Annotated in this window: 11 protein-coding genes; 3 read left to right on the forward strand and 8 right to left on the reverse strand. The window is 63.3% G+C overall.

What is annotated here, in order from left to right:
• Positions 1–12 precede the first annotated feature (12 nt).
• Positions 13–1,164 (forward strand): lactonase family protein, encoded by a 1,152-nt coding sequence (locus RSO67_RS22725; protein ID WP_315840681.1) that lies wholly within the window; start codon positions 13–15, stop codon positions 1,162–1,164.
• 226 nt (positions 1,165–1,390) lie between these two features.
• On the opposite strand, the gene RSO67_RS22730 is transcribed toward RSO67_RS22725, so the two are convergent.
• The 6 genes from RSO67_RS22730 to RSO67_RS22755 all read right to left on the reverse strand — a co-directional run bounded on the left by RSO67_RS22730 (position 1,391) and on the right by RSO67_RS22755 (position 8,485).
• The gene (locus RSO67_RS22730) at positions 1,391–2,326 is read right to left on the reverse strand and encodes an MBL fold metallo-hydrolase (protein ID WP_315840682.1); all 936 of its coding nucleotides are present in this window, start codon (positions 2,324–2,326) and stop codon (positions 1,391–1,393) included.
• A gap of 241 nt (positions 2,327–2,567) precedes the next feature.
• The gene (locus RSO67_RS22735; RefSeq protein WP_315840683.1) at positions 2,568–3,467 is read right to left on the reverse strand and encodes an NAD(P)/FAD-dependent oxidoreductase; all 900 of its coding nucleotides are present in this window, start codon (positions 3,465–3,467) and stop codon (positions 2,568–2,570) included.
• Positions 3,464–3,931 (reverse strand): Rrf2 family transcriptional regulator, encoded by a 468-nt coding sequence (locus RSO67_RS22740; protein WP_315840684.1) that lies wholly within the window; start codon positions 3,929–3,931, stop codon positions 3,464–3,466. The genes RSO67_RS22735 and RSO67_RS22740 overlap by 4 nt, the downstream gene beginning before the upstream one ends.
• Before the next feature lie 122 nt (positions 3,932–4,053).
• The gene (locus RSO67_RS22745; RefSeq protein ID WP_120288483.1) at positions 4,054–5,268 is read right to left on the reverse strand and encodes an acyl-CoA dehydrogenase; all 1,215 of its coding nucleotides are present in this window, start codon (positions 5,266–5,268) and stop codon (positions 4,054–4,056) included.
• A gap of 124 nt (positions 5,269–5,392) precedes the next feature.
• Positions 5,393–6,484 carry a 3,4-dihydroxy-2-butanone-4-phosphate synthase gene (ribB, locus tag RSO67_RS22750; RefSeq protein ID WP_089263618.1) on the reverse strand — a complete coding sequence of 364 codons (1,092 nt, stop codon included), beginning with the start codon at positions 6,482–6,484 and terminating at the stop codon, positions 5,393–5,395.
• A 270-nt stretch (positions 6,485–6,754) separates the two neighbouring features.
• On the reverse strand, positions 6,755–8,485 hold the full coding sequence (locus RSO67_RS22755; protein ID WP_315840685.1) for a cation:proton antiporter: 1,731 nt from the start codon (positions 8,483–8,485) through the stop codon (positions 6,755–6,757).
• Positions 8,486–8,639: 154 nt separating this feature from the next.
• On the opposite strand from RSO67_RS22755, the gene RSO67_RS22760 reads away from it, so the two are divergent.
• Positions 8,640–9,881, forward strand: coding sequence for a PLP-dependent aminotransferase family protein (locus tag RSO67_RS22760; RefSeq protein ID WP_315840686.1), 1,242 nt, complete (start codon positions 8,640–8,642; stop codon positions 9,879–9,881).
• 223 nt (positions 9,882–10,104) lie between these two features.
• Here RSO67_RS22760 and RSO67_RS22765 read toward each other — a convergent pair whose 3' ends face one another.
• Positions 10,105–10,950 (reverse strand): DUF1499 domain-containing protein, encoded by an 846-nt coding sequence (locus tag RSO67_RS22765; RefSeq protein ID WP_315840687.1) that lies wholly within the window; start codon positions 10,948–10,950, stop codon positions 10,105–10,107.
• Positions 10,951–11,151: 201 nt separating this feature from the next.
• On the opposite strand from RSO67_RS22765, the gene RSO67_RS22770 reads away from it, so the two are divergent.
• The gene (locus tag RSO67_RS22770; protein WP_315840688.1) at positions 11,152–12,762 is read left to right on the forward strand and encodes an acyl-CoA synthetase; all 1,611 of its coding nucleotides are present in this window, start codon (positions 11,152–11,154) and stop codon (positions 12,760–12,762) included.
• Between the two features lie 208 nt (positions 12,763–12,970).
• Here the strand turns inward: RSO67_RS22770 and RSO67_RS22775 are convergent, their stop codons facing one another.
• Positions 12,971–13,492: an SRPBCC family protein gene (locus tag RSO67_RS22775; RefSeq protein ID WP_410001769.1), complete on the reverse strand. Its 522-nt coding sequence runs from the start codon at positions 13,490–13,492 to the stop codon at positions 12,971–12,973.
• Positions 13,493–13,626 lie beyond the last annotated feature (134 nt).

The raw sequence follows: 13,626 nt of genomic DNA on the forward strand, positions 1-13,626 counted from the left end.
AGGGAGGTGTTGATGCTCGCACGGGTTCGTTCCGTTTCGCGCCGTTGGCCATTCACGCGTGCCAGCGCCGGTTTGAAGGCGCTGCTGGCGATCGTCTCGCTCCCGTTAGCAACAGGGCTCATCATGTCATCGGCCAGTGCCGCCACCTATGTCTATGTCGGCAATGCCGACAGCCAGAACATCAGCATTCTCGAACTGAAGGCGAATGGAAATCTCGCTGCGATCGATACCGTGGCGGTGCCGGGGCCGGCAAAGCCCGGCGGCTCGCTGCCGCTGGCCATCAGTCCTGAGAAGCACCGGCTCTATGCCGGTTTGCGCAACGAGCCCTACACGGCGGTGACCTTCGATATCGATGCCAAAACTGGAAAACTGAAACTTGTCGGCCCCGGGCCGCTGGCCGATTCCATGGCCTATATCGCCGTCGATCGCACCGGGCGCTTCCTGCTCAGCGCGTCCTATGGCGGCAACAAGGTGACGGTGAACGCCATCGGGCCGAATGGCGTGATCGCGCCGGCACAGCAGGTCGTCGCCACCGAACCGAATGCGCATTGCATCATCGTCGATCCCACCAATCGCTATGTGCTGCATACGAGCCTCGGCGGCGATGTCATCTATCAGCAGAAATTCGATGCCAAGGCCGGAAAGCTGACGCCGAACGATCCGCCGACCGTGAGCGTGAAGGCGAAAGGTGGCCCGCGCCATCTGGTGTTTTCGCCTGACAAGAAGTTCGTCTATCTGCTCAACGAACTCGACGCGGCGATCTATGTATTTCCGTGGGACGCCGCGACTGGCACGCTGAAGAAAGAGACGCAGGTCGCCTCCGCGCTGCCCAAGGGCTTCGAGGGCAAGCCCTGGGCGGCGGATATCCATCTGACGCCGGACGGCAAGTTTCTCTATGCGTCGGAACGCACCAGCAACACGATCGCGGCGTTTCGTGTCGATCCCAAAACCGGCGCGCTGACATCGCTTGGCTCCACGGCCACGGAAAAGCAGCCGCGCGGATTCAGCATCGATCCGTCCGGCCGCTATCTGCTGGCGGTCGGGCAGCTATCGAACAGCATGACGGCCTATTCCATCGACAAGGCGACAGGCGCGCTGACCAAGCTGAACGAAACGGCCGTGGGCAAGAATCCGAACTGGGTCGAGATCGTGAATCTTCCGTAACGGAAGATGCCTCTTACAGGCATCGACGCGCCGGCTTCTCGCTCCCTCGCCCCGCACTGCGCGGGGAGAGGGCTGGGGTGAGGGGCGAGGCACGGCCTCACGTTTCTGTTGCTATCGGTGAGTCGGAGATCGCACGACCCGATAGCTCAAGATTGTAGTTGCTGTCGCGATCGGCCCCTCACCCGGCGCTACGCGCCGACCTCTCCCCGCGCAGAGCGGGGAGAGGTTAAGTGGCCATCCGGTAGCTGCCACCAATGACCGGATCGCCGTCCGTCAGCACCATGCCGCGAGCGACGAGGTCTTCCAGATGCGCCAGCACCGAATAGCCGGCGGCCCCCGTCAGGCGCGGATCGAGCCCGATATAGATCGCGCGCACGATGGTCGGGATATCCGCTTCGCCCTTGCCGAGACGATGAAGGATCGAGGCCTCGCGGGCGCGGCGGTGGCGAATGAGAAAGCGCACATAGCGCTGTGCGTCGGGAATGTCAGGGCCGTGGCCGGAGAAATACAGATCCTCGTCGCGCGCGGCGAGTTTGTCGAGCGAGGCCATGTAGTCGATCATCGATCCATCGGGCGGCGCCACGATGGAGGTCGACCAGCCCATCACATGATCGGCGACAAAGAGATATTTTTTCTCGCGCCAGGCGAAGGCCATGTGGTTGGCGGTATGGCCCGGCGTCGCCACGCCTTCCAGCGCCCAGCCGTCGCCCTCGATCACGTCACCATCGGCGACCAGCACGTCCGGCCTGAAGTCGCGGTCGGCGCCGGACTCCGGCGAATGTTTCTCGCTTTCGAAGCGCGGCCGCGAGGCGCGGTGCGGGCCTTCAGCATAGACGGTAGCGCCGGTGGCGGCCTTGAGCGCGGCAGTGTTCGGCGAATGGTCGCTATGGGTGTGGGTGACGAAAATATGCGTCACGGTCTCGCCCTTCACCGCATCGAGCAGCGCCTGCAGATGCGCATCATTGGCCGGGCCGGGATCGATGATCGCGACCTTGCCGGTGCCGACGATATAGCTGTTGGTGCCGGTGAAGGTGAAAGGCGAGGGGTTGTTGCAGAGAACCCGGCGCACGTTTGGGCGGACCTGATCGACGACGCCGGGCTTCAGCGGATATTCGCGATCGAACGGGACGTCGTCGTTGGCGCCGTTATCCTTGTCGCTCATGGTCGGTCCTTCCCAGCATGGTCCTTTTGTTGCTCCAACTGACTAGCAACATGGCGGGGGAAATCAAACAGCGGTAACTCGCGCCAGCCATGCGCCCACACACTCGTCATTCCGGGGCGGGGCCGGCGCCGTAGGCGACGGGACCGAGCCCGGAATCTCGCCATGTTCAGCGCAGAACACATCGAGATTCCGGGTTCACGTCCGGCAAGGGCCGGCCGCGCCCCGGAATGACGACTGTGTGTTACCCGTGGCCCGTCCCGAACATCAGCGACCGATGCGCGCCGACCCCGGCCATTGCGCCATCGCCCACCGCAAGCGCCACGGAGCCCGTCGCGCGCGCCACGTCACCGCAGGCGAACACGCCGGAGACGGTGGTTTCCTTGAACATGTCGGTCTGCAGGAACGGTCCCATTGGTCCGTCTTCCATGGCACAGCCCAGCTGTGCGCCGAGTGGCGACGCCGGACTGGTGCGCGTCAGCGTGAACATGCCATCGAGCGGAATGACGCGGCCATCCGTGAGTTCGACCTCGATGGATGCGCCTGACAGTTGCCTGATCGGTTCACGCTCGATGGTGACGCCGCGCTGCATCAGTTGCATGAGCTGGTCCGCGTCCGGCGTGAACGCGCCGTTGAGGAACAGCGTCGTCGATCCCCAGTCCGGCAGCATCAAGGCGTGATGCATCGACATCTCCGATGAGGCCAGCACGCCGATGCGGCCCTGGTCGAGTTCATAGCCATGGCAATACGGGCAGTGAAACACATGCTTGCCCCAGCGCTCGGCAAGACCGGGGACATCCGGCAGTGTATCGACCACGCCGGCGGCGAGGACGATGCGCCTGGCTTGATAGCGCGCGCCGCTCTCGGCGCTGACGATGAAGTCGTTCACGACGCCCGAGCCACCTGCGGCCGTCGCATCGACCCATTCGACAGTGGGATAGGCCATCACCTGCGCGCGGGCGTCCGCGGCAATCGCGCCCGGGGCACGGCCATCTTGACCGAGAAAGCCATGGGAGTGTTCAGCGAAGCGATTACGGCGCTGGCCGGAATCCATCACCAGGACCTTGCGGCGCGCACGCGCCAATTGCAGCGCTGCAGAGAGGCCGGCATAGCTACCGCCGACAACGATGGCATCGAAACTCATTTTGTCTTCCTTGAACTCTTGCTCTGAATTTTGCTGCGATGATCCTCCGCCCGCGCGTGAAAATCCGCGGCGAGCTGCGCCAGCGTGACATCCGCAAGGCGGCCGATCAGAACTGCCTCCGCTTCCGCGAAGGCCGATGTGAGCGAGTGATTGACGGCCTGCTCGACGAGGCAGGTCGGGCTTTCAAGATGAATGCCCATGGCCATCAGGCTGGGCTTGCCCAGCGCGTCATAGATGTCCTTCAGCGTCACCGTGGACAGATCGCGCGCGATCTCCCAGCCGCCGCCATGACCCTTTTCGGAACGCACAAGGCCTGCTTCGCGCAGCCCCGCCATGGTGCGGCGGACCACCACGGCATTGGTGGTCATGCACATGGCCAGTTCGGCTGAGGTCATTGGGCGGTTCTGCTCGGCCATGTGCAGCAGCGCATGCAGCGTGGCGGAGAGGCGGTTGTCTCGTCTCATGTAACTTATGATGATACATGATGTCGGGCGCGTCAAGCCGCCCTGGTTTTGAAGTCCTCAAACGAAAAATGCCCGGCGCAAGGCCGGGCATTTCGAGGCGGTTGATTTAAAGCGCGAGCGGCTTAACCGAACGCCTGGATACCCGTGATCGCGCGGCCGAGGATCAGCGCGTGCACGTCATGGGTGCCTTCATAGGTGTTCACCGTTTCCAGGTTCTGCGCGTGGCGCATCACATGGTATTCGGCTTGGATGCCGTTGCCGCCGTGCATGTCGCGGGCCATGCGGGCGATATCCAGCGACTTGCCGCAATTGTTACGCTTCACCACCGAGATCATGTCCGGATGGAAATTGCCTTCATCCATCAGGCGGCCGACGCGCAAGCTGCCCTGCAAGCCGAGCGAGATTTCGGTCAGCATGTCGGCGAGCTTCTTCTGCACCAGCTGGGTCGCCGCGAGCGGGCGGTTGAACTGCTTGCGGTCCAGTGTGTACTGGCGGGCGCGGGCCATGCAGTCTTCGGCGGCGCCGAGCACGCCCCAGGAGATGCCGTAGCGGGCTCGGTTGAGACAGCCGAACGGACCCTTCAGGCCCGACACGTTGGGCAGCAGGTTTTCTTCCGGCACGATCACGCCGTCCATGACGATTTCGCCGGTGATCGAGGCGCGCAAGCTGAGCTTGCCGCCAATCTTCGGTGCCGTGAGGCCCTTCATGCCCTTCTCGAGGATGAAGCCGCGGATCTGGTTGTCATGTGCGGCGGACTTCGCCCACACCACGAACACGTCGGCGATCGGGGCGTTCGAGATCCACATTTTGGAGCCGGACAGCTTGTAGCCGTCGGACACCTTCTCGGCGCGGGTCTTCATGCCGCCGGGATCGGAGCCGGCATCGGGTTCGGTCAGGCCGAAGCAGCCGACCCACTCGCCGGTGGCGAGTTTGGGCAGGTATTTCTTGCGCTGGTTCTCGTCGCCGTAAGCGTAGATCGGATACATCACCAACGACGACTGCACCGAGTTCATCGAGCGGTAGCCTGAGTCGACGCGCTCGATCTCGCGGGCCACGAGGCCGTAAGCGACATAGCTGGCATTGGCGCAGCCATAGTCTTCCGGCAGCGTGATGCCGATCAGGCCGAGCTCGCCCATCTCATTGAAGATTTCGCGGTCGGTATGCTCATTGAGATAAGCGTCGTTGACGCGCGGCAGCAGCTTGTCCTGGGCGTAAGCGCGCGCGGTGTCGCGGATCATGCGCTCGTCTTCGGTGAGCTGGCTATCGAGCAGGAACGCATCGTCCCACTGGAAACTTGCAGCGGCCGGCTTGTCCTTTGCCTTGGGGGCAACGCTCATCGAAATCCCTTTCACATCATGGCTGAGTAATGCGCATTGGCTGCGCGTGTTCTGGTCGCAAGCGCTGTTTCGCTCAACAGGGTGCCGTCTCAGGTGGCACCCGCGCATTGCGTGCTACGGCATTTTAGGTCTTTGAACTATCGCCATCAAGCTGTTCGTTGCAGGCGATCTCGATGCCGAAACCCGACAGGCCCTTGTAGTCATGGGTCGACGAGGTCAGATGGCGGATCGAGGTGACGCCGAGATCGCGCAGGATCTGTGCACCGACGCCGATTTCACGCCACTGCCGGTTGCGGTCGGCTTCCGCCGACTTCGGCGCATCGAGCGGCTCGACGGGCACGCCCGCGGCGCCATCGCGCAGATAAACCAGCACGCCGCTGCCGTTCTTCTTGAAGCGTTCCAGCACGGGCTGCATCTTGGCCGGGCCGAAGAACACGTCGCGCACGATGTTCGGCTTGTGGAAGCGCGTCAGCACGTTCTTGCCGTCGCCGACGCTGCCGTAAACGAAGGCAACATGGTGGATCGGATCGAACGGCGAGCGATACGAATAGCCATGCAGCGGGCCGATCGGGCTGTCGGTGGTGAAGGTCGAGACGCGCTCGATCAGCTTTTCGCGGGCCTGGCGATAGGCGATCATGTCAGCGATCGTGACATGCTTGAGCTTGTGCTTGGCCGCGAAGTCGACGACCTGTTGGCCCTTCATCACCGAGCCATCGTCGTTCATCAATTCGCTGATGACGCCGACCGGGGCGAGATTGGCCAGCTTGCACAGATCGACGGCGGCCTCGGTATGGCCGGAGCGCATCAGCACGCCGCCCTCTCTAGCGATCAGCGGGAATATATGACCGGGGCGGGCGAAGTCATTGGCGCCGGCATTCGGATTGGCCAGTGCGCGGCAGCACGAGGCGCGCTCATCGGCCGAAATACCGGTACCGCCATCGGGCTTGTAGTCGATGGAGACGGTAAAGGCGGTGGTGTGATTGCTATCGTTGTTGACCACCATCGGATCGAGCCGCAACCGGCGTGCATCCTCGGTGGTGATCGGCGCGCAGACGATGCCGGAAGTATGCCGGATGATGAAGGCCATCTTCTCGGCGGTACAGAACGACGCGGCGACGATGAGGTCGCCTTCACCCTCGCGGTCGTCATCGTCGGTCACCACGACCATTTCGCCGGCGGCAAAGGCTTGCAGAACGTCTGAAATCGGGTCGGCCATGAATGCACTCTTGCTCTGTGTGAAGTCCATATGGCGCAGAGCGGGGGGCGGTGCAACCCGCGGAAATGGGGGGCGGTATGCGGGTTCGCAGTGCGGAATGGAGGTAGGCTAGGCACCGGCCTCTCGCTCCCTCGCCCCGCTCTTGCGGGGAGAGGGCGGGGTGAGGGGCTCTTGCGATCCGCAAACTCCGTCGATGTGGTGAAGTCCGTGCCATGCCCCTCACCCGCCGCGAAGACGCGGCGACCTCTCCCCGTAAAGAACGGGGAGAGGTTAAGGCAGCACTTCCCGCCGCTCCGCCAGCTGCGCGTCCATGTCGGCGCGTTTGGCGTCCAGCAGGCCCTGATCGGCGGCCTCGATCACCTCGTACAGCGCATGGGCGTCGCTGAGCCGGGGTACGGTGACGTAGTCGGCGCCCGCCGCGTAAATATCGCTCACGTCGCCGAGCACGTCCGCCGTGGAGATGATCTTGGCGTTGGGGTTGATCGAGCGGACATGGCGGACCAGCTTCTCGTTGTTCGCGCCCTTCAGCAGCGAGTCCGGCACGCTGAGGATGATGATCTCGGCATTGCCGACGCCGGCATGGACCAGCGTGTCGACATTGCTGATGTCGCCATAGATCACATGCTGGCCGCGCCCGACCAGAGTGCGGAAGACGTTCGGATTGAAGTCGACGACGCTGATTTGATCGAGCAGCGACTCGTTCTGGCGCTCGATCTCGGCGAGCAGGGCGGACGCCGTGCGGAAGAAGCCGAGAATGACGATGCGGCGGGCTTCGCCATGGCCGGCGGCGTGATCGGCGTCATGAGTCTTCTGGCCGTGGTCGAGGTCGCGCAGCCCGATGCGCTTCATCGGGCCGATCAAGAGGCGCGTGATCTGGTCGCTGCGCATCATCGCGAAGGTGGAGAGGACCGCCAGGATCACGAAGGCGAAGGACGCCGCGCTGGAGGTCTGCGTGGTGATATGGCCGGCGGCAATTCCCGTTTGGAGCACCACCAGCGAGAATTCGCTGATCTGCGCCAGATTGAGCGCCGGCAGCAGGCTGGCGCGCAGCCCCTGTTTCATCAGATAGAGCGGCGTGAAGGTCGTGAGCAAGCGGCTGATCACGGTGAACAGGGCGATGATCAGTGCGAGGCCGATAGTGGCGCCGTTCGGGATCGGGATCGTCATGCCGACGGCGACGAAGAACAGCGTGATGAAGAAGTCCCGCAGCGTCGTCACCTTGGCGGTGACGTCCAGCGCATAGGGGAAGGTCGACAGCGATACGCCGGCCACCAGCGATCCCATCTCGCGCGACAGATGCAGCCGTTCGGCGATCTCGCCGATCAGGAAGCACCAGGCCAGCGCGCCCAAGAGGACCAGTTCCGGGCGCCGTGCGATCTGGTGGAACAGCGCCGGCAGCACGTAGCGGCTCAGGATCAGCGCGGTGGCGACCAGCACGCCGACGCGGGCGATGGACAGCGCAATGACGCTGACCTGCAGATCGGCGAGGCTCGGCTGCACCGCCAGAAACAGGATCGCGAAAATGTCCTGCAGCACCAGGATGCCGAGCGTGATGCGGCCGGGCAGTGTGTCGAGCTCGCGCTTCTCGTAGAGCACCTTGACGATGACCACCGTCGAGGACAGTGCGCAGGCGACGCTGAGATACAGCGCATCGAACCCACCGCCGCCGAGCTTGAGCCCGAGCGCCATGAAGAAGGCCGCGCCGAGCACGCAGCCTGCGATCAACTGGCCGCCCGCGGCGAACAGGATGACCTTGCCGGCGCGGATGATCTTCTTCAGATCGATCTCGAGACCGATCATGAACAGCATGAAGATCAGGCCGAGTTCGGAGATCGTGCTGATGGATTCGTCCGACTTGACCCAGCCGATGCCGAATGGCCCAATGATGAAGCCGGCAATCAGATAAGCAAGAATCAGCGGCTGACGGGTGAAATGCGCAATAAGCCCGATGCCCCACGCAAACAGGATACACAGCGTGATATCGCGGATTAAGTCGTGCATGCCCCTGCCGGAAAAGCCTTACATTTCGGCGGCACTCTAATGGTGCGCCGCGTGAGGGCAAAGGGGTAATATCCGGCATTCGGCGCGCGATACACGCGGAGGGCGGTCCAACGAGGCAGCCTTCATCATAAAAGGCTGCAGGGAGACGACGTTCATGACCACCACACGGTTCGACTACGCGCCATTGCTGCCTCCGGGCCTGCCCGCGGCTGCGGCAAAATGGACCGGTCTCGCCAAATACAGCTTCGTCGGCGGGAACAATGACATGGACCAGGTGCCGGTGGAGGGCCTGACCGCTGCCGCCAATGCCGTCATGCTGCGCGAGGGCCGCACGCTGGCAACCTACGGTCTGGCGAGCGGTCCGCAGGGCTATCTGCCGCTGCGGGATTTCATTGCTGCCAAGCTGAAGCGCGACGCAAGCATCGATTGTAGCGCCGATGACATCTTGGTTGTCTCCGGCTCGCTGCAGGCGCTCGATCTCGTCAATCACAGCCTGCTGGCCAAGGGCGACACCGTCATCATCGAGCGCGACTGCTATCAAGGCTCCATCAACCGGCTCACCCGTCTCGGCGTCAATATCGTCGGCATCCCCCTGGATGACGACGGCATGCGGATGGACGCGCTGGCCTCAGCATTGGAAGATCTGAAGGCGAAGGGCATCCGGCCGAAATATATCTATACGATCCCGACCGTGCAGAACCCGACCGCCACCATCATGCCGGAAAGCCGTCGCCGCGAGCTGCTGGCACTGTCGGCCAGATATGGCGTCCCCATCTTTGAGGACGATTGCTATGCCGACCTGATCTGGAACGGCGAGCGTCCGCCGGCGATTCACGCGATGGATAAGACCGGCAGCGTGATCCATATCGGCTCGTTCTCCAAGTCGATCGCGCCTGCCCTCCGCGTCGGCTACATCGTCGCGCCCTGGGAGATCATGTCACGCATGCTGGCGTTGAAGACCGATGCCGGGTCCGGCGCACTGGAGCAGATGGTCCTCGCCGAATATTGCGTGCCGCATTTCGCCACGCATGTGCCAAAGGCGACGCGCGGACTGCGCGCCAAGCTGGAGACGCTGATGGATGCGCTCAACGAGCAGTTCGGCACGGCGGCGGAATTCGACGAACCCAAAGGCGGCATCTTTCTGTGGGTGAAACTGCCCGCCAATGTCGATGCCATGAAGCTCTACCAGGCGGCGCTCAAGGCCGGCGTGTCGATCAATCCCGGCCCGGAATGGTCTGTCGACAAGGCCTATGCGCACAGCCACATTCGCATCTGCTTCGCCAGCCCGACCCATCAGGAAATCCGCGAAGGGATCGCGGTCCTCGCTGATGTCTGCCGGCAGGAGTTCGGCGTGCCCGAGCGGATCGCGAACGTGGAAAAACGTGCGCGGGGATAACTGCGTCGCTGCAATCTAACCTCTCCCCGCTCTGCGCGGGGAGAGGTCGCCGCGTCTTCGCGGCGGGTGAGGGGCACGGCACTTCGATCGCTGCAGTTGCAGGCTATCGGATCGCGCCGACCCTCTGTTGCTAACCGAGATGAGCGCCCGCGCTCCGCCCCTCACCCCGACCCTCTCCCCGCTCTGCGCGGGGAGAGGGAGCGAGAGGCCGGCATATCGAAGTCTACTTCTTCACACCCTTTGCCGCAGCCTTCGCCGGCGTCGCTGCCTTCTTCGGCGCCGGCGCGCTGTCGACGGCGGTGTTGATGTCATCGATCAGCTTGGTGATGCGCGCGGCGTTGCTGCCGAGGTCGCCTTCGAAATAGCGCGACGACGAGCGGATATCGACGCGTGAGCCTTCGCCGTCGGGTGTGAAGCGGATCGAGACGTCCTCGCGAAAACCCATGATAGGGGTGCGCGCCACCGCCTCGATACGGCCAATGCGGCGCGGCGGCTGCGGCGGACGCTCGTCGATGACGATCCACTTGCGCTTTTCGACCAAAGCGCGCGTCACGTCATAGGCGCGTTGCACGGGCACCTCCAGCTCCACCGGCTCGATATCCGGATAGGCCGTGCGCTGCTGCTCCGCGGAGTAGAGGCCGGAATAGACGGCTGAATTGGTGCCGTCGCCGGTCCGCAGCCGCGCCAGCGCCTCGAAGCGCGGCGGGTCGACGGGGTCGGTGGTGATGTCGTGGATCTTCGGCAGCTTGCGATACTGGTACGCAAGGTAGCCGGGATACGCCAGGATCACGACGTCGAGCATCAGCGCCACCATGATCACACTCATGCCCCGCGAGCCGTTCTGCCAGATCGCGGCAAAGCCGGCGAGCGCTACCAGGATCGAGAGGCCGGCGAATCCCAACGCGCCGAAGAAGGTCATCAGTGCCGGTTTTACTTCGAGGAACCCGAAGCGGACGATGATGATCGAGGTGAGGGCTGCAATGGCGGCGAAAACCGCGAGGCGCCGCGCCCACAGCGCCAGGCTGGATACTGGCTCCGACTGGTAAGCGGCCGAAAACCTGCGTGCCATGGGGAATTTCTGCCGGATTGAGCTTGCGAAGGCGCTGATAGCGCCGGGTTCCGAATAGGGTGCTTGAGACCATGCCGGGCCGGGAATTTCAAGGCACTTTGGCGGACGGGACTCCTCGTTTAAGAATGGGGCCGCGGCCGTTCAGACTTCTCCCCTGGTATAACGAGAAGAAGCAAGCAAGGCCGCAGGGAGCCGCCTGCCATGCTGGTCGAAACCACGGATTATGAGACGCTCGCCCGCAATTTCCGCTGGGACGTGCCGGAGCGATTCAACATCGCGACGGTGGCCTGCGACCGTCATGCCGACGGTAGCGGGCGGCTGGCGCTGATCTATGTGGACGAGGACCGCGGCACGCATCGTTTCTCCTTCGACGAGATGCAGGCTTTCTCGCGCAGCTTCGCCAATGTGCTGAAGGCGGATGGCCTGCAGCGCGGCGACCGCATTGCGGTGTTTTTGTCGCAATCGGTGGAATTGCCGGTGGCGCATCTCGCGGCGTTCCGGTCCGGGCTGGTGTCGGTGCCGCTGTTCACGCTGTTCGGCGAGGACGCGTTGGAATTCCGCCTTGCCAATTCCGGGGCCAAGGCCATCGTCACCGACGCGAGTGGCTGGGACAAGCTGTCGAAAATCCGCGAGCGGCTGCCTCATTTACAGGATATCTACGTCACGGACAGTGCACCGCATGCCGGTGCCAAACCGTTCTGGTCGGCGATCGAGGGCGCGTCCGAAGACTTCACGACGGTCGATACCTCTTGCGACGATCCCGCGATCATCATCTACACCTCGGGCACCACGGGAAATCCCAAGGGCGCGCTGCATGCCCATCGCGTGCTGCTCGGCCATCTGCCCAATGTGGAGATGGTGCACGGCTTCTTTCCGAAGCCGGGCGATGTCTACTGGACGCCGGCCGACTGGGCGTGGATCGGCGGGCTGTTCGATGCGCTGTTTCCGGCCTGGTATCACGGCGTGCCGATCGTCGGTTATCGCGCCAGGAAATTCGAACCAGCGGCAGCGATGCAGCTGATGGCCGACCACAAGATACGCAACGTGTTCCTGCCGCCGACGGCGCTGAAGCTGATGCGGCAGGCAAATGTCAAACATGATGGCGTGAAGCTGCGCAGCATGCTCACCGGCGGCGAGTCGCTCGGTTCGGAATTGCTCGACTGGGTGCGCAATACGTTCGGTATCGACGCGCATGAGATCTACGGCCAGACCGAATGCAATCTCGTCGTCGGCAACAATGCCGATCTGTTTCCGATCCGCCCGGGCTCCATGGGCAAGCCGACGCCGGGTTTCGATGTGCGTATCGTCAACGAGCAGGGCGAGGAGCTGCCGCGCGGCGAGCGCGGCATTGTTGGGATCAGACAGCCCAATCCCTGCACCATGCTCGGCTACTGGCAGAACCCTGAAGGCACCGCAAAGAAATTCGCCGGTGAGTTTCTGCTGACCGGAGATCTCGGCATTCAGGATGACGACGGTTACTTCTGGTATGTGTCACGCGAAGACGACGTGATCACATCAGCCGGCTATCGCATCGGGCCATCGGAGATCGAGCATACGCTACTGAAGCATCCGGCGGTGGCGCTGTCGGCGGTGGTCGGTATTCCCGATCCGATTCGCACCGAAGCTATCAAGGCCTGGATCGTGCTGCGTCCAGGATTCGCGCCCAGCGATGCATTGGCACGCGAGCTGCAGGATTTCGTCAAGTCGCAACTCGCGGCGCATGAATATCCGCGTCACGTGCAATTTGCGGAGAGCCTGCCGATGACTGCGACCGGCAAGGTGCTCAGGCGGGAATTGCGTGCGCTGGGGTAGTTCTTCACCTCTCCCCGCCCTTTGCGGGGAGAGGTCGCCGCGTCTTCGCGGCGGGTGAGGGGCAGGGCACGCATTCACAACAATCGAGAAACTACCGGATCGCTCCGACCCGATGGAAGAAAACTGCTGCATCGACGTGCCCTTGCCCCTCACCCCACCCCTCTCCCCGCAAATGCGGGGAGAGTGAGCGCACGGCCGGCACCTCGCCTCACATCCCCGGCACCTTGATTCCCATCTCCTTCAGCGCCGCCAGCAGCTTCAGCGGCGGCTCCATCTGGATCGCGGGGACCTTGCCGGTTTCCAGCAAACTCTTCAGGCTGGACAGGATCGCCGGCCAGCCTGCGCGTCCGCCCGAGAGAATGTCGTCACTCAACGTGCGGTCATGCGCCTGCGTCATCGTCAGCTTCACCGTCTCGGCCGACGGCACGAGATCATAGGTGACGAGTGTCGAGCCGAGCGCTTCGACAAGTCCGGGCCAGTTCACATCCCATGTGATGGTGAGCTTGCGCGGCGGATCGTGTTCGATCACCTCGCCCGAAACATGCAGCGATCCATCCGGCGCGAGCACCTTGAACGCGCCGCCGACGTTTCCCTCGAGCTGCACCGCGAAGCCGGAGAAATACTGCCGGCTGAACTCCGCCGAGGTCAGCGCCTGCCACACTTTTTCGGGCGTGGCGGCGATATAGATCGTGTAGACGATCGCGGGCTGGAACCTGTTGATATCGATCATGGCCGTTGCTCCATGCGTGCAGTGACAGGCAACCAGATGGCGCCCTGCCGGGCAAGTGTGTTTTGCTGCGAGCAATACGAGTGCTAGTGTTAAGACAACACACCGTCGTCATGCCCGGCCTTGTGCCGGGCATC

The organism is Tardiphaga sp. 709, assembly GCF_032401055.1.
In the GTDB taxonomy this organism is placed as follows: domain Bacteria; phylum Pseudomonadota; class Alphaproteobacteria; order Rhizobiales; family Xanthobacteraceae; genus Tardiphaga.